Below are 20543 nucleotides of genomic sequence, written 5' to 3' on the forward strand. Positions count from 1 at the left end.
GCTCCTGAGTCTGTAATGGACATCACTGTACAGCACGGCGTTCAGGCTGGCTGGCGCTGCTGCGCCAGGCGGCGCGCCAACAGCATGGCCAGCAGCGCACAGGCGATGCCGAGGGCAAAGCTGCCGCCATAGCCGGCTGCGGCCGCCACGCCCGTCAGGGTGGACGAGGTGAGGATTTCACCGCCGTCGCGCATGCTTTGCACGGCCGTCATGTCCGTGCCCGCCTGGCCGCTCTGGCTGGCAAATTGCATGGCCATGGTCAGCATGGAGACGGATGCGCAGCCGGCGCCAAAGCAGCCCAGCGCCGTCGCCAGCCAGACCAGGCTGGACGGCATGGGTGCCGCCATGGCGGCCAGCCACAGCCACAGGCCGGCAGCGGCGGCCGACGCGCCTATGCCCAGCAGGAAGACGCGCCGGGCGCCATGGCGGCCGATCAGCCAGGCGCCGCCGCCACAGCCCAGCAGCACGGTGACCATGCCGCCGGCCACGCCCACCTGGCCGACGTCTTCCAGCGGCCAGCCGGCGTCGACCAGCAGCAGTTTCGACAGGCCATAGCCGGCGACGGCCGTCATCGACGACAGGAAGGCGATGCCCAGCAGCGCAGGTGCGCCGGGGCGGCCGATGAAGCCGCGCAAGCTGGCCTTGCGCGCGGCGGGGACCGCAGCGGGCCGCGCGGCTCCGAGCGCAGTTTCGCGCCACGACACGACGAGCAGCAGGCTGGCCGCGCCGATGGCCGCGAGCGCCAGCAGCGCCGCGCGCTGGCCGAACATGCCCGACAGCATCAACACCCCGGAGCCGCCCGTGAAGAAGCCGACCATCGTGCCGCCCACCTGCAAGGCATTGGCGCGGCCCAGCGCGGCGCCGTCGAAGCGTTCGGCCAGCATGCCGTCGGTGGCGATATCCTGCGTGGCGCTGGCCAGCGAACCGAGCGCGGCCAGGGCGACGATCAGCGGCGCGCTGGCGGCGGACAGGCCCAGCAGCGCGGCGCCCAGCAGGCAGGCGGTGGCCAGCGCCTGCATCGGCAGCAGCCAGCTGCGGCGCCGGCCCAGGCGCGCATTCCAGCGGTTGTCGACCTGCGCCGCCCAGAGAAATTTCAGCACCCAGGGCAAGCCCACGAGCGGCAAAAAGGCCAGGCTGTCGAGCGGCGCGTCGTCGCGGCGCAGCATGGCCGGCAGCGCTTCCATGGCCAGTCCCAGCGGCACGCCCTGCGTGAAGTACAGGGCCGCGACCATCAGCCACAGGTGGGCCCGCTGCAGCGCCGGCCTCATGCTGCACCGCCCACTTTGCGGTGTTCGCTGCCGATGCTGGGCGTGATGAACAGCAGGCGTCCGGGCGCGTGCACCTGCAGCCGGTGCCAGGTGCCGCGCGCCACGATGCACGCTTGCCCCGCCTGCACGGCGATGCGGCGTTCCGCGCCGTCGTCCGCCTGCAGTACCAGTTCGATGCTGCCTTCGAGCAGGCACAGGGTTTCATCGCCGCGCGGGTGGCGTTCCCAATGGTCGCCATGCACGGATTGCGCGTCGCTGACGTGCTTGACGCCGATGATCCAGTCGGCGCGGCTCTTGCCGCGCGCATGGTAGGGCATGGCCTGCGCCAGCGCGTCGGCGTGCAGCGCCAGCAGATGGCCGTCGAGGGGGAAAAGGGTGCAGTTGTCGTCGTTCATGGGGGACCTCAGTACTGGGCGCGCACGGACAGCATCACGCTGCGCGGCTCGCCATAGCGGTTGTTCCAGGCCGTGCCGGACAGGCTCTGGTAATAGTGTTTGTCGAACAGGTTGTTGACGTTGAGCGCGGCCGTGAAATGGCGGTCGATGCGCCAGCCCAGGCGGGCATTGGCCAGCGCATAGCCGCCCTGGCGCAGGGTCACGCCGCCCGAGGTGACGCTGTAGCGGCTCTGCGCCTGCAAGCCCAGTCCGGCGCTCAGGCGCCGCGCGCCCCACGGCAGGGTGGCGTTGGCCCACGCGCGCACGATGTGGGCGGGCGCGAAGCTGGCAAACGCCTGGCCCTGCGACTGGGCGTCCTTCAGGTAGCGCGTCGTGTTGTAGCTGTAGCCGGCCGACAGGTTCAGGTCGGGCGTCAGCTGGCCGTTCGCTTCCGCTTCCAGGCCGCGGCTCTGCACTTCGCCGCCCGCGATGTAGTAGCAGACGTTGCCCGCGCAGGGGAAGTTCGGGTCTTCCTGGGCCCGCTTGTTCTGGCGGATCTGGTAGACGGCCAGGGACACGTCCAGCCTGCCATTGGCCAGCGTGCCTTTCACGCCCGCTTCCAGGTTGTTGCCCGTCACGGGATCGAGCGTCTTGCCGTCGATGCTGGTCTGGCTTTGCGGCTGGAATACCTGGGTGTAGCTGCCATAGCCCGACCATTGCGGCGAGAGGGCGTAGACCAGGCCGCCGTACGGCGTCAGCTGGGTGTCCGGTTCGACTGTCGCCGTGCGTGTTTCCTGCTTCCAGCGGCTCAGGCGCGCACCCGTGATGGCCGTCAGCGCATCGCTGAGGTGGAAACGCGCCATGGCGTAGGCGCCCCACTGGCTGACCGTGGTCGGGCCGCGCGAGGCATAGGCGCCGGTGGCCGGTTCCGCCAGCGCGTACGGGTTCCAGTGCAACACGTCATACGTGCCTTTGAACGGCGGCAGGAAGCTGGCCGAGAACTGCTCGCTGGATGTGTGCTGGACGTTGGCGCCCAGCAACAACTCATGCTGGCGGCCGCCCAGGCTGAAGGGGCCGCTGGCGTAGGCATCCACGCTGTTCTGGCGGTTGTCGAAGCGGTAGGCGGCGCCCATTACGCTCGAGGACGGGCGCTGGTCGCGGCGCGCGGCGCCATACAAGCCCGCGTATTGCAGGAAGGAGTCGCCGGACAAGTGATTCGCTTGCACCTTGGCTTGCCAGCCATTGGCAAATTGCTGTTCCAGGCTGGCGAAGACGCGCTGGGTATCCCAGTCGAACTGGTCCCATGCCGCATCGAGATAGGTGGAGCGCGGCAAGCCGATATCGCCGCCGTCCGCATAGCGCGGCACGCCCGCCATGTTGGTGATGGAACGGATGCGCTGTTTCTGGGCGCCCACGCTGAGCACGCTGCCGGGCGCCAGGTCCAGTTCGCCTACGGCATACAGGTTGCTGCTGTTCTGTTGCGCCACGTCGTAGAAAAAGTCCCGTTCCTCATGCGTGGCGACGACGCGCGCGCGCAGCGTGGCAGCGGCGTTCAGGGGGCCGCCGAAGTCGGCTTCGCCGCGGCGGCGGTCCCAGCTGCCAGCCGACAGCGCGCCTTGCGCGGCGAAGGTCTTTTGCGGCCGCTTGGCCACCAGGTTGACGGTGGCGGCAGGGTTGCCGCTGCCATGCAGCAAGCCGTTGGCGCCGCGCAGGATTTCCACGCGCTCCAGCATCGCCATGTCTTGCTGGGGACTGGCCATGTTGCCCATCAGTATGGGGACGCCATCCTGCTCGAAGGAATCAATCTTGAAACCGCGCGCATAGTAGGCCGTGGTCAGCAGCTGGAACGGCTGCACGGTGGTGCCCGTCGCTTGCTGCAGCACATCGTCGAGCGTATGCAGGTTTTGCTCCTGCATGCGTTCCTGGCTGATGATGCTGAGCGACTGCGGCGTCTCCTTCAGCGAGGCGCCCGTCTTGCCCATGTTCGCGCCCGCTTCGCGCGTGGCCGTGACGGCGATGACGGGCAGGCTGGCCTCGGGCTCGGGGGCGTCGGCCGCCTGCGCCAGCTGGCTGGTGGCGAGCGCGGCCATGAGGTGCAGGGTATGCCGGGACCAGCGCAGGCCGCGTGGGGGAAGAAAAAACATTGCCATGAAAAACCGCACCTTTCGTATTGAGAATCAATCTCAATATGGTACGGAGTGCCGGTGCCGGCGCGTTAAGGATTGCCGCTGTTTTCCTGGCGATTGCGCGTATTCCGTCAGGCGCAGCGCATGTCGCTGGGGGAAACGCCGTAGCGCTGCCGGAAGACCTTGCTGAAATGGGAGTCCGTATAGCCGCAGGCGTGCGCCGCGTCGGCCACGCTGATGTTGCCGGACGCCAGCATGCGGTAAGCGAGTTCCAGCCGCTGCTCGCGCACGTAGGCGAAGACGCTGGTGCCGAACAGCTGGCGGAAGCCCTGGCTCAGCGTGCTGGCGTTGGTGCCGGCCAGGCGCGCCAGCTCCGGCAGGGTGGGCGGCGCGTGCAGGCGCTGCAGCAGGATGTCGCGCGCCTGTTGCAGGCTGCGCAGCTGTCGCGTGCCGGGCGCCGCCGCGTGCGTGCGCGTGTCCGCCAGGCCGTCCATTACGGCGGCCGTCAGTTCCAGCGCCTTGCCGGATAAATACAGCTGGCGCAGCGGCCCGGCAAGCGGGCACAGCATGATCTGCCTGCCCAGCGCCTGAAGTGCCTTGCCGGCGCGCCCGTTCGCCGTCGCCATCGCCTGCCGCGTGGCCGGGGCGATACGCCGCGCCAACGAACCCAGTTCGGCGCCGAAAGTGTCGTGCAGGGCATCCATCGGCATGCGCACGCTCAGATACTGCAGAGCTTGCCGTGCGGCATAGCGGTGGCTGACGGCGAATGGCGTTTCGCTCAGGCTGATGTGGAAGGCCGGGCCTTCGACATTGACGGCGCCGCCGCTTTGCAATTGATAGTCAAGCTGGCCGCCCAGTACCAGCACCAGTTTCAGGCCTGCCTCGTTGTGCTCGATGCTGTGCGCCGGCTCGGCAAAAGACAGGGTGCCGGCGCGCAGTTCCAGTCTGGGCGTGGCCAGCGGCAGTTGCCAGGAAGCGTCGTTGGGGAGAGGCGGCGGGGAGGGCATGTTGGCGGCGTGGAGGAGAAGCGGGATGATAATTATAAATGAGAATCATTATCAGTTATGGTGGCGACGACTTTATGCCGGGAAAACTCAGTTGCAACTTTGCAAGATGTAGTCTTTTTTACACAAAATACGGCATTGCAAGCCATCCTGCTGTAACGTACTATCATTCTCATCAACTACTGATGGTAGTTGTTCAGCCCGCTGCCAGCGCCGTTCCGGGCGCTGCCGCGGTGTGATTGTCGTTCAGCTTTCAGTCCGTCATGCAAACACGCGCGCCCTCGTCGTGGTTTTCCAAGCCGGTATCGCACTGGGTGGGCCCGCGCCTGTGCGCCATGCTGGTGCTGGCGCTGTGCCTGGGCCTGACGTATGGCGCCTGGCGCAACGCCAGTGACGCCAGCGAGCAGCAGGTGCGGGCCGATTTTGATTTCCGCGTGCGCGAACTGGTGGGCAGCATCGTCAGTCGCATGCAGACCTATATCCAGGTGCTGCATGGCGTGCAGGGCCTGTATGCGAGCTCGCAGGAAGTCACGCGCGGCGAATTCCATGCCTACCTGGCCGTGCAGCAGGTGGACCGCCATTTTCCCGGCATCCACGGCGTCGGCTTCCTGCCGCTGCTGCCCGGCAGCGCGCGCGCGCGGCACGAGGCCAGCGTGCGCGCCGAGGGCTATGCCGGCTACGCCGTGCGTCCGCCGGGCCAGCGCGCCTGGCATGCGCCGATCACGTATCTGGAACCTTTGAGTGACAGCAACCTGCTGGCGTTCGGCTATGACATCCTGTCCGAACCGGTGCGCCGCGCGGCGCTGGAACAGGCGCGCGACACGGGCCAGGCCGCCATGACGGGCAAGATCCGCCTGGTGCAGGATGGCGGCAATAGCGGGGTGTATGGCTTCCTGATCGTGCTGCCCGTGTATGAGAATGGCTTGCCGCATGGCACGCAGGAGCAGCGGCGCGCCGCGCTGCGGGCCTGGGTCTTTGCGCCGTTTCGCATGGGCGACCTGATGGCGGGCGTGGGCGGCGAGGCGTCGCGCCAGCTGGACCTGGAAATCTACGACGGCGCGCAGCTGGACGAGGCGGCCCTCATGTACGACAGCCTGCCGGGCGCGCTGTCGGCGGAGGCGTCGACGGCGCTGGCGTCGCGGCAGGCCCTCACGATCGCCGGCCATGCGTGGACCTTGCGCGTGCGCGCCATGCCCGGTTTCGATGGCGAGCTGCTGGAGCGGCCGCTGGCGGTGGCCTGGACGGGCGTGCTGGTCAGCGTGGCGCTGGCCATGGCGGCCTGGCTGCTGGCGGCCAGCCGGGCCCGCGCGCAGGCGGCGCTGGCGCGCTCGAGCGAGCTGGCCGGCCAGCTCGAGCAGGGGCAGGCCAGCGTGCTGGCGATGGCCAGCGCGGCCCAGCGCAGCCAGGCCATGCTGCGCAGCATCCTCGATTCCACCATCGACGGCATCCTCGTCGACAGCCTCGATGGCCGCATCTTCACGTCGAACCGGCGCTTCCGCGACTTGTGGCAGGTGCCCGATGCGCTCGACTGGCAAGCCGATGGCGAGGCCCTGGTGCGCCATGTCGCCAGCCAGCTCGAGCAGGCTGCACCGTTCCTCGGCGCGCGTGGCCATGCGCCGCACGGCCACCGCGAGCGGCGCGACGTGCTGCACCTGCGCGATGGGCGGGTGATCGAGCAATATGTGCGCAGTATGCAGCTGGGTAACGAGCAGGCGCGGCTGTGGACCTTCCGCGATATCAGCGAGCGCAGCCAGATGGAGCGGCGCGAGCACACGCGGCGACAGGTGCTGGAAATGCTGGCCACGGGCGCACCGCTCGAGCGCGTGCTGGAAAGCGTGGTGCTCAGCGTGCAAGCCGACCATCCGGCCATGCTGTGCAGCATCCTGCTGCTCGACGAGAGCCGCCACCGCCTGGTGCTGGGCGCGGCGCCGGGCTTGCCCGCGTTTTTCAACCTGGCCAGCCATGGCCACGACCTCGACACCCTGCAGGGCGTGCACGGCATCGCCGCGCAAGCGCTGCGCGCCGGTCAGCGCGTGATCGTCGCCGACCTGCATGCCGAGGCCGATGAGCTGGGGACGATGGACCTGGCGTGGCGGGCCCAGCTGCACTCGTGCTGGGCCGAACCCGTGCGTGGCGGCTCGGGCAAGCTGCTGGGCGTATTGATGGCGTATCACCGCCAGCCCGCGCTGCCCGGCGCGGCCCATCTGGCGCGCCTGGGCGAGGCGGCGCACCTGGCCGGCATGGCCATCGAGCAGGCGCAGGTGGCGCTGGCGCTGCGGGCCGGCGAGGCGCGTTTCCGCAGCCTGTACGACCATGCGCCCGTGGCCCTGTGGGAACAGGACTGGTCGGCCGTGCGTGCCGCGCTCGATGCGCTGACGGCGTCGGGCGTGAGCGACCTGGGCGCTTACTTCCAGGCCGATCCGGCCGCCTTGCCGCGGCTGGCGGGGCTGGTGCGCATCATCGACGCGAATGGTGCCGCGCTGGCGCAGGTGCGCGCCAACGAGGAGGACCAGCGCCGTGGCGCGCTGGGCCTGGCGCAAAATTTCGACGACAGCGCCTTGCCGCGCTTTGGCGACGCGTTGCTGGCGCTGGCTGGTGGCGCCCACCTGTACGAGTGCGAAAGCAGCTTCGTGCGTCTCGATGGCGCGGTCCGGCAGAATGAACTGAGCCTGCTGGTGATGCCGGGGCATGCGGACAGCCTGGACTTCGTCATGGTGTCATCGCTCGACATCACCGAGCGCAAGCGCATGAATGCGGAATTGCTGCAACTGGCGACCACCGACTTCCTCACCAACTTGCCGAACCGGCGCCAGTTCATGGCGGCGCTGGAAAATGAGCATGCCCGCTTGCAACGTGAACTGGCCAGTTGCGCCAGCGTGCTGATGCTCGATATCGATCACTTCAAGCGTGTCAACGATGACCATGGCCATGCCGTCGGCGATGCCGTGCTGCGCCATCTGGGCGCGCTGATGTGCCAGGTGCTGCGCAAGGTCGACGTGCCGGGCCGCGTGGGCGGCGAGGAATTCGCCATCTTGCTGCCGGGGACGGATTTGCCGGCGGCGGCCATATTCGCCGAGCGCTTGCGCCGGCGCGTCGCGGACAGCGCGCTGACCACCGACGGCGGCATCGTGATCACCGTCACGGTCAGCATCGGCATGGCGGCCATGGCCGGTACCGATGCCGATTGCGACGCCGTGCTGGCGCGCGCCGACGAGGCGCTGTACCGTGCCAAGCGGGGCGGGCGCAACCGCATCGAGCAGAACGATGGCGGCAGCGACGGCGTGCTCAGCAAGTTCATGGCGCAGTGATTACAGGCTGTGCTGGCGGGCTTGCGCCTGCTTGCGGTTGCGGCTGACCAGCAGCCAGACGATGGCGACGGGGATCAGCAGCGGCAGCAGCACGGGTGTGCTGAGCAGCAGCGCCAGCAGCACGCAGAAGGCGACGACGGCCACCAGCACCATGCCCACGCCCGCCAGGACCACGCCCGTGACGACGGCGGCGAACACCAGCGCGATGGCCGCGATCAGCAAGCCGCCACCGGCGAAGACCAGCGCGCACAGGGCGCCCAGCGGGCCGTCGACTTCGTCGCCGTCGATGTGCATGATCATATCGTGGGAACCTATCTTGTCGAGCAACATGTAGGCGAGGACGAAGATCAGGGAAAACGCGAGAATTTTTTTCATGACAGCCTCTGTGTGATGGGAATCGGTTGCAGCATGGTCACACTGTAGTGGCGCGCCGGGAGGGCCGCCAGCGGCGTGCGACAGGCGGTCATTTTCACGGTATGGAAGGTCGGCGGCGGGCAGGAAACGCTGATCGGGAACAAGATTTCTTTTCTTGTAATACGCGCAAGCCGTCCTATACTGAATACCTCAGTCTCGCAAGGAGGGCAACATGCTTTTGTTTGCAGATACCGGGGATCAATCGCTATCCCCCCTGGACCATCGCAGCACGCGCCAGCGCAGCGCCACGCAGTCTTGTGCCGAGCCCGTCGGCGCGCCATCGGCGATTCCGCCGATCATCATCACGCCCTTCAACTACCATGCGCCGCTGCCGGCCATCGACCCGCGCTGGATACCGCCGGGCCCGCCGCTGACGTGGCCGAACCGGCCCGCCATGTCCATGTGTTGAGGCTGCTCCAGAGCGTTGCCGTCCAGGCGATGGCCGGTCGTGAAAAAAGCCCGCGTCGCGGGCTTTGGCTTGCGCATGGCCGTGTTATGACGCTTTGCGGCGCAGCATGAAACCCAGCAGGCCCAGGCCGGCCAGCAGCATGGCATACGTGCCCGGTTCCGGTACGGCGGCGATGTAGGCGTGGTTGTCGCTTTCAAACGCGTTCGTGTTCGGCGAGTGGAAGGCGATCGAGGTGAATTTCGCTCCTTCGCCGGCCCAGGCGTTGATGTACAGGCCGACGGACTGGTCGCCATTCGGGCTGACGCCGCCCAGTGCCGCCATCTGCGAACCGGTCAGGACGACCGTGCTGCTGTCGCCCATGGTGAAGACGATGCTGTTATACGTGTCGGGCGATCCCATGTAGAAACCAAAATAGCTGAGGCCGCCACTGAAGGTGGCCATCCCCGGCGTGATCTGGCCATCGGAAACGCCGACGGAATAGAAGGGCGTCAAATCGTTGGGCGGTTGCGCGGCATAGCTGGGGTGGTTGCTGGTAAACACGGCGCCCGTGTAGTTGCTTGGCAGTAAGCCATCGTTGAAGTTGATCGTCGTGGCGCCGGCGACGGAGGTGACGAGGCCTTCACCTGCCAGTGCCGTGCCGCCGGCAGTGAAGGTGGGGGCGGCGCTTGCAGTCGCGGTCGCGGCTGTCAGCGTGACCAGGGCCAGCGTAGTCAAGATTTTCATGTTGAGTCCCTCTGATGATTATAGGTGTATGCAGCGGTCATGGGCGATAGGAGTGCCTGGCATGGCGGTGCCGTGCGGCGGCCGGGGCGAGGGCGTCGCATGGGGAGAAAATTTCTTGTGGCCAAGCATTACTAAATGCAATATTTGAAATATAAAAAACACAATTCAGATTGCAAATGAATAATAGGTTTACTTGAGCAATATCAAAGCCCGATCACTAGAATAAGTCTACTAATTTGTCTCCTTGCCTTATTGCCGGGATCGACTATGGCGGGCGGCTGCTTACGGCAAGGCAAGACGGCACGGGCGGCCGATTTCGACTATCATGCTAGCCCCGACCTTCCACCACGAGCACCGCCATGAGTACCGATTTCTCCGCCTTTTCCGACGAACCGTCCGCGCAGGACAGTGACGCCCCGATCCAGGAACCGCGCCTGTGGGTGGGCAATGGCTGGACGGCGCGCGTGATCAAGAATGAGGAAGATGAAGGCTGGGCCGTGGCCATGATCAAGGATGGCGAACCGGAACCGGCCCTGGTGGGGCCGTGGACCATGGGCCGCGACAAGAAAAACCCGAAGCCGCTCGACGTCAACGCCTTCAACACGCTGGTCAAGACGGCCTCGGAAGTGCTGCGCCGCCATGAACAGCAGCTGCATGCGCAACTGCACAAGAACCTGTTTGTCGCCACCGACGAGGGCCAGGTGAAGGTGATGTTCGACATCGTGCCCGATGAAGACCACCCGTACGCCGAGCTGAGCGCCTACGACGCCGACGGCGAACAGATCGCCAAGGTGCGCACCTCGGCCGCCTTCAAGTTCAATGCCACTGCGGCGGCGAACTGGATCGAAGGCGGCTACCGCCGGCCGGGTTAAGCCGCTTGCGGTAGCGCGCCTCTCGTTCTATTTACTCAGCTGTACCGCCGCGCCTTCGGGCGCGGTGCGCATTTCCACCTCCTCTTGCCGGCGGTACGCCAGCCGGTACAAGAGCGGCAGCACCAGCAGGGTCAGGGCCGTCGACGACAGGATGCCGCCGATCACCACGGTGGCCAGCGGGCGCTGCACTTCGGCGCCCGTGCCCGTGGCAATGGCCATCGGCACGAAGCCCAGCGACGCCACCAGGGCCGTCATCAGGACGGGCCGCAGGCGCGTGATGGCCCCCTCGCGGATGGCGTCCTGCAGGGACATGCCCTGTTCGCGCAGCTGGCGGATATAGGCGATCATCACCAGGCCGTTCAGCACGGCCACGCCGGACAGGGCGATGAAGCCCACGGCCGCCGAGATCGACATGGGGATGTCGCGCAGCCACAGGGCGATGATGCCGCCCGTCAGGGCGAACGGGATGCCGCTAAAGACCAGCAAGCCATCCTTGACGTTGCCGAACATGGCAAACAGCAAGACGAAGACGAGGGCCAGCGCCACCGGCACCACCAGTTCCAGGCGTTTGGTGGCCGATTGCAGCTGCTCGAGCTGGCCGCCCCAGCTGGTCCAGTAGCCGGGAGGAATGCTGACCTGCGCCTGCAGCTGTTGCGTCGCATCGGCCACGAACGAGCCGATATCGCGCCCGCGCACATTCGCGCTGATGACGATGCGGCGCTTGCCGTCTTCGCGGCTGATCTGGTTCGGCCCCGGCGCCACTTGCAGGCTGGCCACTTCGCCGAGCGGAATGAAGCGGGCACGGCCTTCCGCCGCCGCGCCCAGGGGCAGGGCGATGGGCAGGCGCTTCAATTGCTCGAGGTCGCTGCGCAGGCTGTCGGGCAGGCGCACGACGATGTCGAAGCGGCGGTCGCCCTGGAACAGGGTGCCTGCTTCCTGGCCGCCGATGGCCGTGGCGATGGCCGCTTGCACGTCGGCAATGTTGAGGCCATAGCGGGCCGTCTGCTCGCGGTCGATCTGCACCGTCAGCATGGGCAGCCCCGTCGTCTGCTCGACCTTCACTTCCGTGGCGCCCGGGATCTTGCCCAGCACGCCGGCAATCTTCGCCGCCGTGCCGTCGAGCACGGCCATGTCGTCGCCGAACAGTTTCACGGCCACGTCGCTGCGCACGCCGGAAATCAGCTCATTGAAGCGCAGCTGGATCGGTTGCGAAAACTCGTAGTTGTTGCCCGGCAAGCTGCTGGCCGTCGCCTCGATTTCCGCCAGCAATTGCTCGCGCGACTTCTTCGGCTGCGGCCACTGATCGCGCGGCTTGAGCATGATGTAGCCGTCGGAAATGTTCGGCGGCATGGGGTCGGAGGCGATCTCGGCCGTTCCCGTGCGGGCGAACACGCGCGCGATTTCCTTGTGGCTGTCCATCAGCTTGCGTTCCAGCTGCTGCTGCATGGCCAGCGATTGCGTCAGGCTGGTGCCGGGGATGCGCAGGGCCTGGATGGCGATGTCGCCCTCGTTCAGGCTGGGCACGAATTCGCTGCCCATGCGCGTGGCGAGCAAGCCCGACAGCACGACGGCCACCGCCGCGCCTGTCAAGACGACGGGCGTGTTGCGCATCACCTTGTCGAGCAGCGGCGCATACCAGCGCTTGGCCGCGCGCATGATGGCGTTTTCCTTTTCCGCCACCTTGTCGCCGATAAACAGCGCCACGGCGGCGGGAATGAAGGTAATCGACAGCAGCATGGCACCGAGCAGGGCGATGACGACCGTCAGGGCCATCGGCGTGAACATCCGTCCTTCCACGCCGGTGAGGGCGAAGATGGGCAGGTACACGACCATGATGATCAGCTGACCATACAGCAGGGGGCGGCGCGCCTCTTGCGATGCGGCAAACACTTCGTGAAAACGTTCCTGCAGGGTCAGTGGCCGCCCCAGTTTCTGCTGTGCATGGGCCAGGCGGCGCACGCAGTTTTCCACGATCACCACGGCGCCATCGATGATGATGCCGAAGTCCAGCGCCCCCAGACTCATCAGGTTGGCGCTGACGTGGTATTGCACCATGCCCGTAAACGTGAACAGCATGGCCAGCGGAATCACCATGGCCGTGATGACGGCCGCGCGGATATTGCCGAGGAAGAGGAACAGGATGGCGATCACCAGCACGGCGCCTTCCAGCAGGTTTTTCTTGACGGTGTTGATGGCCTTGTCGACCAGCACCGTGCGGTCATACACGGTGACGGCGTGCACGCCTTTCGGCAGGCTGCGGTTGATCTCCACCATCTTCCTGTCGACGGCTTGCGAGACGGCGCGGCTGTTTTGCCCGATCAGCATGAAGACCGTGCCCAGCACCACTTCGCGGCCGTTTTCCGTGGCCGCGCCCGTGCGCAGCTCGCGCCCGATCAGCACGTCGGCCACGTCGCGGATGCGGATGGCCACGCCCTGCACGTTGGCGACGATGATGTTGGCGATGTCGTCCTTCGACGCCACCTGGCCCGGCGCGCGTATCAGCAGCTGTTCGCCCTGCCGCTCGATGTAGCCGGCGCCCACGTTGCCATTGTTGCGTTCGAGCGCCGTCACCACGTCTTGCAGGCTGATGCCGTAGGCGGCCAGTTTTTCCGGATACGGCGCCACCTGGTACTGCTTGGCGTAGCCGCCGATGGCATTGATTTCCGTCACGCCCGTGACATTGCGCAACTGCGGCTTGATGATCCAGTCCTGGATTTCGCGCAAGTCCGTTGGCGTGTACGGCGTGCCGTCCGGCTTTTTCGCACCGTCTTGCGTTTCCACCGTCCACAGATAGATTTCGCCGAGGCCCGTGGAGACGGGCCCCATTTTCGGCGTGATGCCGGCCGGCAGGCTTTCCTTGGCTTCCTGCAGGCGCTCGTTGATCATCTGGCGGGCAAAATAAATGTCCGTGCCATCCTTGAAGATCACCGTCACCTGCGACAGGCCATAGCGCGACAGCGAGCGCGTCTGCTCCAGGTTCGGCAAGCCGGCCATGGCCGTCTCGATGGGGAAGGTGACCCTCTGCTCGGTTTCCAGCGGCGAGTAGCCGGCGGACTGGGTATTGATTTGCACCTGCACATTGGTGATATCGGGCACGGCGTCGATGGGCAGCTTCTGGTAGCTGTAGATGCCCAGGCCAGCCATGGCGGCCACGGCCAGCATCACCAGCCAGCGCTGCGCGATGGCAAAGCGGATCAAGCGTTCAAACATGATGGTTTCCTTTGTCCACGTGATCAGTGTTCATGCCCGGCGGAGTCCTTGCCCAGCTCGGATTTCAGGACGAAGCTGCCTTGCGCCGCGTACGGCGTGCCGGCGGCCAGTCCCTGCTTGATCTGCGTCAAGGTGCCATCGCTGCGGCCCAGGATCACGGGCGTGGCCTGGTAGCCATCCTTGAGCTGGACGAAGACGACGGGCTTGTCTTCCACCGTCTGGATCGCCTGCGTCAGCACGGTGACGGGCGCGTCGGCTTCGCCGGCCACCACTTCCACGCTGACGAACAGGCCGGGGCGCCAGGCCATGGCGGGGTTTGCCAGGCTGATGCGCGCCTTGGCCGTGCGCGTCTGTTCGCCCAGCAGCGCACCCACGTAGGTGATCGTGCCTTGCGCGCTGGCATCGAAGGCGCTGGCCTTGACTTCGGCCTTGCCTCCCATGCGCACGGTGGCCAGGTCTTTCGCCGGCACGGCGATTTCCGCCCACACGGTCGACAGGTCGGAGATGACGAAGATGTTCGCGTCTTCCTTGACGGCTTCGCCCAGGGTGATATGTTTCTCCAGTACCATGCCATCGAATGGCGCGCGGATGTCGTAGCGGTTCAGTGGCCCTTTGCTGGCACCGCTGGCGCCCAGCGCGCTGAGTTTTTGCTGCGCGTTCTGCACGGCGATTTCCGCTTCGCGCCACGTTTGCTGGGCTTGCAGATAATCCTGTTCCGCCGAAATTTTCTCGCGCCACAGTTTTTCTTCGCGTTCATACGTGGAGCGGGCCAGCGACAGGCGCCGCTGCGCCGACAGCAATTCGCTGCGCTGTTCCGACAGTTCCGTGCTGGCGATGACGGCCAGTATCTGGCCCTTCTTCACCAGCTGGCCCAGGTCCGCCTGCACGGCTTCCACCACGCCGGCCAGGCGCGGCACGACGTGCGCCGTGCGGTCTTCGTTGAAGCGGATTTCACCGGGCAGGGCCACCGTGGTCTGGATGCGGCCCGGCGCGGCCGTGGCGATGACGACGCCGGCCGCCTTGCCTTGCGCGGCAGTCAGCTCCAGCTTGCCTTCGACTTCCGCGTGGCCGTGTTCGTCTTTCCTTTCACCGTGTTCTTCCACCTTGGCGGCGGGGGCGGGAGCGCTGCCGGAGCCGCCCGTGCCGAGGATCAGAACAGCCAGCACGATGCCGGCAGCCACGATGGCGCCGATGGCGACGCCTTGTTTCTTGTCGAGTTTGATTTTCATGGATTATTCCTTACAGGGAGGCGGGCGCGCCCAGCAGGCGCTCGATGTCGGCGGCGGCATGCTGTGCTTCGGTCAGCGCGCGCAGGTACTGGTTTTTGGCTTGCAGCAGGGTGCGCTGGGCGTCGAGCACGTCGAGGAAGGCGAACTTGCCGAATTCGAAGCCCTTGCTGGCCGCGTCGTAGGCGCTTTGCGCGCCCGGCAAGATGTCGCTGCGCAAGCTTTCCACGTCGAGCCTGGCCGTGGCCAGGCGCTCGCTGGCGGCGGCCACGGCCGTTTGCACGGCGATCCGGGCGGCGGCCAGCTCGTCGCTGGCCTTGTCGCTGCGGCGCAGTGCTTCGAGCTTGTTGCCCGCGTTGCGGTCGAACAGGGGCAGCGGCAGCGACAGGCCGAGGATGGCCTGGTTGCGTCCCAGCTCTTCCGAGCGCTTCATGCCGACGCTGACCGTGACGTCGGGCGTGGCGCGCCGCTGTTCCACGTCCAGCATGGCTTGTCGCTGCGCCAGCGCGCTGCGCGCCTGGCGCACGGCGGGCGCTTGCGGCAGGCGCGCCGCCAGTTCGCTGGCCGCAGGGAGGTCCGGCAAGGTTTCCAGGCGCCCCAGCGCCACGGTGAAGCGGGGCGTGGCGTTGCCCCACAGGGCGGCCAGGCGCTGGCGCGCGCTGGCCAGGGCGCTGCGCGCCAGGTTCAGTTCCAGCTTGACGCTCGCTTCGGCCACGCGGGCGCGGGTTTCCTCGACGGGCGAAGCCTTGCCGGCCGTGACGCGGCGCGCCGTGATGTCGCTGGCGCGGGCGGCCAGCGCCTGCGCGCTGTCGGCCAGGCGCAAGCCTTCCTGCGCCGCCAGCACGTCGATAAACGCGGTCGTGACGGCGGCGCGCGTGTCGGCTTGCTGCAGCGACAGGCCCGCCTGGGCCAGGTCTTCGCCGCGCTGGGCGACGGCCATGCGCGCGTCCCGCTTGCCGCCCAGTTCGATCAACTGGTTCAGCTGCACGGTGGTGCTGCGCGTGGCGCGCCGCGTGTCTTCCAGCACGGTCTGCAGTTCCGGGTTGGGCAGGGCGCGCGACTGCTGCAGGGCGCCGCCCTGTGCCGCCACTTCATGGCGGGCGGCCGACAGGGTGGCGTTGCCGCCGTCGGCCAGGGCCAGCGCGGCGGGCAGGGTCAGCGGGGCGGCCGGCTCCGGCGGTGTTTGCGCGTGGGCAAAGTTGCCGGCCAGCAGGCCGACAGAGAGCAATAACAGAGAGAGGGGTCGGTACATCGAATTCTCCAGAACATGGAAATGAATTCGACGGGACGCGCCGGCTGGCGCCCGGAACGATCAGGGGCGCGTGGCGGCAGGTAACAAGAGGGGACGTCCCGTCGGCCTAGGCGGCCGACGACCAGTCGGGACGCTTGGGAACGTCCGGGATGTGGGAGGCGTAAAAGAAGGGCGACGTGTCCGCATTCACGGACGCCGTGTCGCCAACGGGCAGGCTGGAGCCGGCTGGCAGCCAGGCATGGCCGATGCCATGGCAGACGTTGCAGTCGCTGTGCGGCTGGCCTTTGGATTGCTTGTCAGCTACTTTTTTGTCGCCGGCCGGCTGCTTGTCCGCATCGGCCTTGGCCTCCGCCTTGTGCTGGTGGTTGTGGTGGCCCAGGTGCTGCGCCGCCTTGCCTTCCTCGTGCAGGCAATACGCGCTCGCCGCGGCCCAGGACATCTGGAGCGGAAGCACGAACAGCAGCAAAATGAGGAAGAATTTACGCATGGTGACGGCTATTGTACAGAAAGGCGGGCGGCCGTGCTGTGCTTAACGCGGCTGGGCGCGCCACGCCTTCAGGTGGGCGCCGATGGCCTTGCCCTGGAACATCTGCGGCTCCGAATGCTCTTCCGCGTCCGCGCCGCCGGCGCTGAAATCGGCCGCTTCGCGCGCCTGCACCAGCACTTTGGCCTTGTCGAAGGCTTCGGCGAAACCCGCGCTGTGCGGCAGCGCTTCCTTGAAATACGCTTCGCTGAAATACGTGAAATCGTTCTGGTCGTCGCAGCCGAACGAGGTGCGGTCGCTGCGCGCGGCCGTGATGATGAGGGTATTGTCATCCTTCAGGGGCGCGATGAAGCCGCCCGCATAGCAGGCCGAGACGACGATGACCTTCCAGCGGATGCCGCTGTGCTTGAGCATGCTGGCCAGTTCCTGCGCGGGCAGGCTGTGCAGGTCCATGCCGTTTTGCGCCAGCGCCAGTTCGTGCTCGGGCGAGCCGTGGCTGGTGAGGAAGAGGAACAGGATGTCGTTGGCCTTGTCCATCTTCGCCCCCAGGCTGTCGAGGCTGGCGCGGATGCTGGTGAGGGTGGCCATCGGCAGCTGCGCCACCGTGTTGCGGCTATTGACGAGCGTCAAGGAACGGCCCGTCGTGCCATGGTCGCGGTCGAACTGGCGCTGCACGAAACTCGTTTCGCGGTGAAACACTTCCTGCGCGCCGTCGCCGGCCACGCCCAGCAGGTACAGATTGATCTTCTTCGCCGGGTCGCGCGGCAGTACACCGGCCAGTGTGCGTTCCAGCAAGGATTGCTGGCCGTACAGGGCCAGTTCGATGTTGTCGCGCGTCAGCTTGTCGGCGGCCGGGTCGTCGAGTTGCCCCTCCGTCCAGTTGCCGCTGTCTTCGCGCCGGCCGTCGGCCTGCGCCACGGCGTAGCGCAGCACGCCCTTGCCGTCGAACTGGCCATTCTTGAAGCCGCCCCGGTATTCGTCGCCGTCGGCCGTGCGCAGCACGCCTTCGCCTTCGAATTTCCAGTCTTTCAGCGGGCCTTCATAGTGGATGCCGTCGGCCGTCGTGACGCGGGCCTTGCCCAGCACCTGCCCTTGCACGAACTGGCCTTCGAAGACGGTGCCATCGGTGTCGGTCAGCTTGCCGGCGCCATGCGGGCGCCAGTGCTGGAAGTTGCCTTCGAACGTGGCGCCGTCGGCGCCCTGGAAGCGGCCTGGGCCATCAAAGCTGCCCTTGACGAAGGTGCCCGTGTAAATCTCGCCCTTGGGCGAGGTGTAGCGCCCGAGGCCGTCGAAGGCGCCCTGGCGGAAGGCGCCCGTGTATTCCACGCCCGAGGCCTGGCGCAGCTGGCCCTGGCCGGAAAACACGCCGCGCGCGAAGCCGCCTGCGTAAAACGCGCCGCTCGCGTATTCGAGCCGGCCCTGGCCATGCATCTTGCCGTCGACGAGGGGGCCGAAATAGCGTCCGCCATCGGCCGTTTCCGCCGCCGGCGCCCGCGCGCCCGGTGCGGCGCACAGCGGCGGCATGCCCAGCGCGGCAAACGCCAGCAGGCCGGCGAGGGTATAGGGGCGAAGGGCGGCGCGGAGCGTGGCGGTCATGAGGACGATCTGAACTGTAGGGAGGGCCTAGTCTGCCACTGTATCGCCAGCGTGGCAAATGCCGGCGTGGCGTGTGCTGCCTTGTCTCAAGGCAATTTCCTGGTTTTAGGTCGTGCCAAGCAGGGGCTGAACTGATAATATTGATTTTCAGAACATATCGACACAAGGCACAAGTACACCCATGGAAAGCCGTCTCAGCCGCCTGGAAGCCGTTCAAACCGTGTTGCTGGAAATCGGGCAGCGCTCGAGCACCTGCAGCGATATCAGCGAATTCCTGCAGGCGGTGCACGCGGCGCTGGGGCGCATCATGTATGCGGCCAATTTCTATGTGGCGCTGAGCGACCGCGACGACGGTCTCGTGCGCTTTCCCTACTTTGTCGACGAATTCGACGCCGCGCCCGACCCGGACGTGGGCGTGCGCCTGGCCAGCGCCGCGCAGTCGCCCACGGCCTGGGTCATCGTCAACCGCAAGCAGCTGGTGATGACGGCGGACGACGACGCCATGCGCGCCATCGATGGCGGCGCCTGGGGCGGCGGCACGGCGGCCGAGCACTGGATAGGCTGTCCGCTGCTGGACCAGCAGCAGCAGGTGCTGGGCGCCATCGTCATCCAGAGCTATGACGCCGAACACCGTTTCAGCCTGGAAGACCAGGCCTTGTTCGCGCTGATCGCCACCCACGTGTCGAGCGCCCTGCAGGGCATGCAAAGCATGGACCGGCTGGAAAAGGCGGTGCAGGAGCGCACGGCCCTGCTGGCCCACGAAGTGGCCGAGCGGCGCCGCGCGGAAAACCTGCAGCACGCGCTGTATGAAATCGCCAACCTGTCGGCGCAGGCGGCCGACGCGACGACCCTGTATGCGCGGCTGCACGCCATCATCAGCGAGCTGGTGACGGCGAAGAATTTCCTCATCGCCCTGTATCACCCGGACAACAAGGACATCACGATCCCGTATTTTGTCGATGAAAAGGATGCGCAGGCGCCCGTCAAGCGCTTTCATTACGGCATCGGCATGAGCTCGTATGTGCTGGCGCGCCGCCAGGCCTGCCTGCTCGATGCGGACAGCTACGCGGCGCTGGTGGCCAGCGGCGAGATGGACGAGCCGCTGGGCAATGTCGGCATCGCCAGCTGGATGGGCGCGCCCATGCTGCTGGGCGAGCGCAAGTATGGCGTGATCATCGTGCAAAGCTATGACACGTCCGTCGTGTATGGCCAGGCGGAACTGGACGTGCTGGCCTTCATGGCCAGCCACGTGGCCGTGGCGATGGCGCGCATCCAGGCCGACAGCGCCATGCGCCACGCCAAGGCGGCGCTGGAAGAGCAGAACGCGGCCCTGAACGGCGCCCTGCACGCGCTGCAGGAGGCGCAGTCGGAACTGGTGCGCCAGGAAAAGCTCGCCTCGCTGGGGCGCCTGGTGGCGGGCGTGGCGCATGAAATCAATACGCCGCTGGGCATTTGCGTGACGGCCACCAGCCACCTGGTGCAGGAATTGAAGCTCACGCGCGAAGAGCTGGACGGCGGCCAGCTCGATGAAGACGGTTTGCGGCAGTTTTTCGACATCATCGACCAGACCCTGCGCATCATGACCACCAACACGCAGCGCGCCGCGGCGCTGGTGCGCAGCTTCAAGCAGGTGGCCGTGGACCAGTCCTCGGACGACATCCGCAGCTTTAACCTGCGCAAGTACCTCGATGAAATCCTGCTCTCGCTGCAGCCCAAGCTCAAGGGCAAGCCCGTCAAGGTGGATATCGATTGCGCGCCCGAGGTGCAATTGCGCAGCTATCCGGGCGCGCTGTCGCAGATCGTCACCAACATGGTGGTCAATTCGCTCGTGCACGGCTTTGCCGAAGGCGAGCCGGGCAGGATCAAGCTGTCCGCGAGGACGGCCGGCGACATGCTGGAACTCGACTACAGCGACGACGGCATGGGCATGGACAGCGCCACCCTGGGCCAGCTGTTCGACCCCTTCTTCACGACGAAACGCGGTTCCGGCGGCAGCGGCCTGGGCGCGCACATCCTGTACAACCTGGTGACGGGGCCGCTGGGCGGCACGGTGAAGGTGGTCAGCGCGCCGGGGATGGGGTTGCACTATAAAATCCGTTTTCCGCTGGAGCCGAAAAGCGCTTGAAAACTGAAAACGGCGGGCCGGAGACGCCTGGCCCGGAACGCCCGTGTTTGGGGCTTGGGCCGAAGCCACGTAGGTCGGACTAGCGGCGCAGCCGCGTAATCCGACGTACGCATGCTAATCCGGGAAACGCTGATTCAACGCAAGCGCCTCAT

General features: G+C 66.6%; 16 protein-coding genes. 5 read left to right on the forward strand and 11 right to left on the reverse strand.

Features of this window, described 5'->3' with window-relative positions:
- Positions 1-41: 41 nt before the first annotated feature.
- The 4 genes from AC1RDJ_RS24250 to AC1RDJ_RS24265 all read right to left on the reverse strand — a co-directional run bounded on the left by AC1RDJ_RS24250 (position 42) and on the right by AC1RDJ_RS24265 (position 4775).
- Positions 42-1268: a RhtX/FptX family siderophore transporter gene (locus AC1RDJ_RS24250; protein WP_493028955.1), complete on the reverse strand. Its 1227-nt coding sequence runs from the start codon at positions 1266-1268 to the stop codon at positions 42-44.
- Positions 1265-1663 carry a cupin domain-containing protein gene (locus AC1RDJ_RS24255; RefSeq protein ID WP_289887431.1) on the reverse strand — a complete coding sequence of 133 codons (399 nt, stop codon included), beginning with the start codon at positions 1661-1663 and terminating at the stop codon, positions 1265-1267. Before AC1RDJ_RS24255 ends, AC1RDJ_RS24250 begins: the two co-directional genes overlap by 4 nt.
- 8 nt (positions 1664-1671) lie before the next feature.
- On the reverse strand, positions 1672-3792 hold the full coding sequence (locus tag AC1RDJ_RS24260; protein WP_493028956.1) for a TonB-dependent siderophore receptor: 2121 nt from the start codon (positions 3790-3792) through the stop codon (positions 1672-1674).
- A 107-nt stretch (positions 3793-3899) separates the two neighbouring features.
- Positions 3900-4775, reverse strand: a complete 876-nt coding sequence (locus AC1RDJ_RS24265) for a helix-turn-helix transcriptional regulator (protein WP_493028957.1) — start codon at positions 4773-4775, stop codon at positions 3900-3902.
- A 38-nt stretch (positions 4776-4813) separates the two neighbouring features.
- Here AC1RDJ_RS24265 and AC1RDJ_RS24270 point away from each other — a divergent pair, with 38 nt between their 5' ends.
- Entirely contained in the window at positions 4814-5011 is a 198-nt protein-coding gene (locus AC1RDJ_RS24270; protein ID WP_493028958.1) for a hypothetical protein, read from the forward strand.
- A gap of 24 nt (positions 5012-5035) precedes the next feature.
- The gene (locus AC1RDJ_RS24275) at positions 5036-8080 is read left to right on the forward strand and encodes a CHASE domain-containing protein (protein ID WP_289887428.1); all 3045 of its coding nucleotides are present in this window, start codon (positions 5036-5038) and stop codon (positions 8078-8080) included.
- Here AC1RDJ_RS24275 and AC1RDJ_RS24280 read toward each other — a convergent pair whose 3' ends face one another.
- Positions 8081-8455 (reverse strand): hypothetical protein, encoded by a 375-nt coding sequence (locus AC1RDJ_RS24280; RefSeq protein ID WP_071325533.1) that lies wholly within the window; start codon positions 8453-8455, stop codon positions 8081-8083.
- A 211-nt stretch (positions 8456-8666) separates the two neighbouring features.
- Here AC1RDJ_RS24280 and AC1RDJ_RS24285 point away from each other — a divergent pair, with 211 nt between their 5' ends.
- Positions 8667-8903 carry a hypothetical protein gene (locus tag AC1RDJ_RS24285; RefSeq protein ID WP_071325532.1) on the forward strand — a complete coding sequence of 79 codons (237 nt, stop codon included), beginning with the start codon at positions 8667-8669 and terminating at the stop codon, positions 8901-8903.
- 84 nt (positions 8904-8987) lie between these two features.
- On the opposite strand, the gene AC1RDJ_RS24290 is transcribed toward AC1RDJ_RS24285, so the two are convergent.
- On the reverse strand, positions 8988-9626 hold the full coding sequence (locus AC1RDJ_RS24290; RefSeq protein WP_493028959.1) for an Npun_F0296 family exosortase-dependent surface protein: 639 nt from the start codon (positions 9624-9626) through the stop codon (positions 8988-8990).
- A 359-nt stretch (positions 9627-9985) separates the two neighbouring features.
- Between AC1RDJ_RS24290 and AC1RDJ_RS24295 the strand changes: the two genes are divergently transcribed.
- Positions 9986-10498: a hypothetical protein gene (locus AC1RDJ_RS24295; protein ID WP_071325530.1), complete on the forward strand. Its 513-nt coding sequence runs from the start codon at positions 9986-9988 to the stop codon at positions 10496-10498.
- 27 nt (positions 10499-10525) lie between these two features.
- On the opposite strand, the gene AC1RDJ_RS24300 is transcribed toward AC1RDJ_RS24295, so the two are convergent.
- The 5 genes from AC1RDJ_RS24300 to AC1RDJ_RS24320 all read right to left on the reverse strand — a co-directional run bounded on the left by AC1RDJ_RS24300 (position 10526) and on the right by AC1RDJ_RS24320 (position 18266).
- Positions 10526-13708 (reverse strand): efflux RND transporter permease subunit, encoded by a 3183-nt coding sequence (locus AC1RDJ_RS24300; RefSeq protein WP_493028960.1) that lies wholly within the window; start codon positions 13706-13708, stop codon positions 10526-10528.
- Positions 13709-13731: 23 nt separating this feature from the next.
- Positions 13732-14937: an efflux RND transporter periplasmic adaptor subunit gene (locus AC1RDJ_RS24305; RefSeq protein ID WP_493028962.1), complete on the reverse strand. Its 1206-nt coding sequence runs from the start codon at positions 14935-14937 to the stop codon at positions 13732-13734.
- 10 nt (positions 14938-14947) lie between these two features.
- Entirely contained in the window at positions 14948-16186 is a 1239-nt protein-coding gene (locus AC1RDJ_RS24310; RefSeq protein WP_493028963.1) for a TolC family protein, read from the reverse strand.
- A gap of 106 nt (positions 16187-16292) precedes the next feature.
- Complete coding sequence (gene czcI / locus AC1RDJ_RS24315; RefSeq protein WP_289887424.1) at positions 16293-16673, reverse strand: cation efflux protein, CzcI family; 381 nt, start codon at positions 16671-16673, stop codon at positions 16293-16295.
- A gap of 42 nt (positions 16674-16715) precedes the next feature.
- Positions 16716-18266 carry a C13 family peptidase gene (locus AC1RDJ_RS24320; RefSeq protein WP_289887423.1) on the reverse strand — a complete coding sequence of 517 codons (1551 nt, stop codon included), beginning with the start codon at positions 18264-18266 and terminating at the stop codon, positions 16716-16718.
- Between the two features lie 181 nt (positions 18267-18447).
- Here AC1RDJ_RS24320 and AC1RDJ_RS24325 point away from each other — a divergent pair, with 181 nt between their 5' ends.
- Complete coding sequence (locus AC1RDJ_RS24325) at positions 18448-20391, forward strand: GAF domain-containing sensor histidine kinase (protein ID WP_289887422.1); 1944 nt, start codon at positions 18448-18450, stop codon at positions 20389-20391.
- The last annotated feature ends 152 nt before the right edge of the window (positions 20392-20543 follow it).

This window comes from Janthinobacterium sp. GW822-FHT07H10 (assembly GCF_058798675.1).

What these genes read in the sequence shown, in the direction of transcription:
- AC1RDJ_RS24250 (WP_493028955.1), bottom strand. Translation starts at nt 1,268, where the DNA reads ATGAGGCCGGCGCTGCAGCGGGCCCACCTGTGGCTGATGGTCGCGGCC.
- AC1RDJ_RS24255 (WP_289887431.1), bottom strand. Translation starts at nt 1,663, where the DNA reads ATGAACGACGACAACTGCACCCTTTTCCCCCTCGACGGCCATCTGCTG.
- AC1RDJ_RS24260 (WP_493028956.1), bottom strand. Translation starts at nt 3,792, where the DNA reads ATGGCAATGTTTTTTCTTCCCCCACGCGGCCTGCGCTGGTCCCGGCAT.
- AC1RDJ_RS24265 (WP_493028957.1), bottom strand. Translation starts at nt 4,775, where the DNA reads ATGCCCTCCCCGCCGCCTCTCCCCAACGACGCTTCCTGGCAACTGCCG.
- AC1RDJ_RS24270 (WP_493028958.1), top strand. Translation starts at nt 4,814, where the DNA reads ATGAGAATCATTATCAGTTATGGTGGCGACGACTTTATGCCGGGAAAA.
- AC1RDJ_RS24275 (WP_289887428.1), top strand. Translation starts at nt 5,036, where the DNA reads ATGCAAACACGCGCGCCCTCGTCGTGGTTTTCCAAGCCGGTATCGCAC.
- AC1RDJ_RS24280 (WP_071325533.1), bottom strand. Translation starts at nt 8,455, where the DNA reads ATGAAAAAAATTCTCGCGTTTTCCCTGATCTTCGTCCTCGCCTACATG.
- AC1RDJ_RS24285 (WP_071325532.1), top strand. Translation starts at nt 8,667, where the DNA reads ATGCTTTTGTTTGCAGATACCGGGGATCAATCGCTATCCCCCCTGGAC.
- AC1RDJ_RS24290 (WP_493028959.1), bottom strand. Translation starts at nt 9,626, where the DNA reads ATGAAAATCTTGACTACGCTGGCCCTGGTCACGCTGACAGCCGCGACC.
- AC1RDJ_RS24295 (WP_071325530.1), top strand. Translation starts at nt 9,986, where the DNA reads ATGAGTACCGATTTCTCCGCCTTTTCCGACGAACCGTCCGCGCAGGAC.
- AC1RDJ_RS24300 (WP_493028960.1), bottom strand. Translation starts at nt 13,708, where the DNA reads ATGTTTGAACGCTTGATCCGCTTTGCCATCGCGCAGCGCTGGCTGGTG.
- AC1RDJ_RS24305 (WP_493028962.1), bottom strand. Translation starts at nt 14,937, where the DNA reads ATGAAAATCAAACTCGACAAGAAACAAGGCGTCGCCATCGGCGCCATC.
- AC1RDJ_RS24310 (WP_493028963.1), bottom strand. Translation starts at nt 16,186, where the DNA reads ATGTACCGACCCCTCTCTCTGTTATTGCTCTCTGTCGGCCTGCTGGCC.
- czcI (WP_289887424.1), bottom strand. Translation starts at nt 16,673, where the DNA reads ATGCGTAAATTCTTCCTCATTTTGCTGCTGTTCGTGCTTCCGCTCCAG.
- AC1RDJ_RS24320 (WP_289887423.1), bottom strand. Translation starts at nt 18,266, where the DNA reads ATGACCGCCACGCTCCGCGCCGCCCTTCGCCCCTATACCCTCGCCGGC.
- AC1RDJ_RS24325 (WP_289887422.1), top strand. Translation starts at nt 18,448, where the DNA reads ATGGAAAGCCGTCTCAGCCGCCTGGAAGCCGTTCAAACCGTGTTGCTG.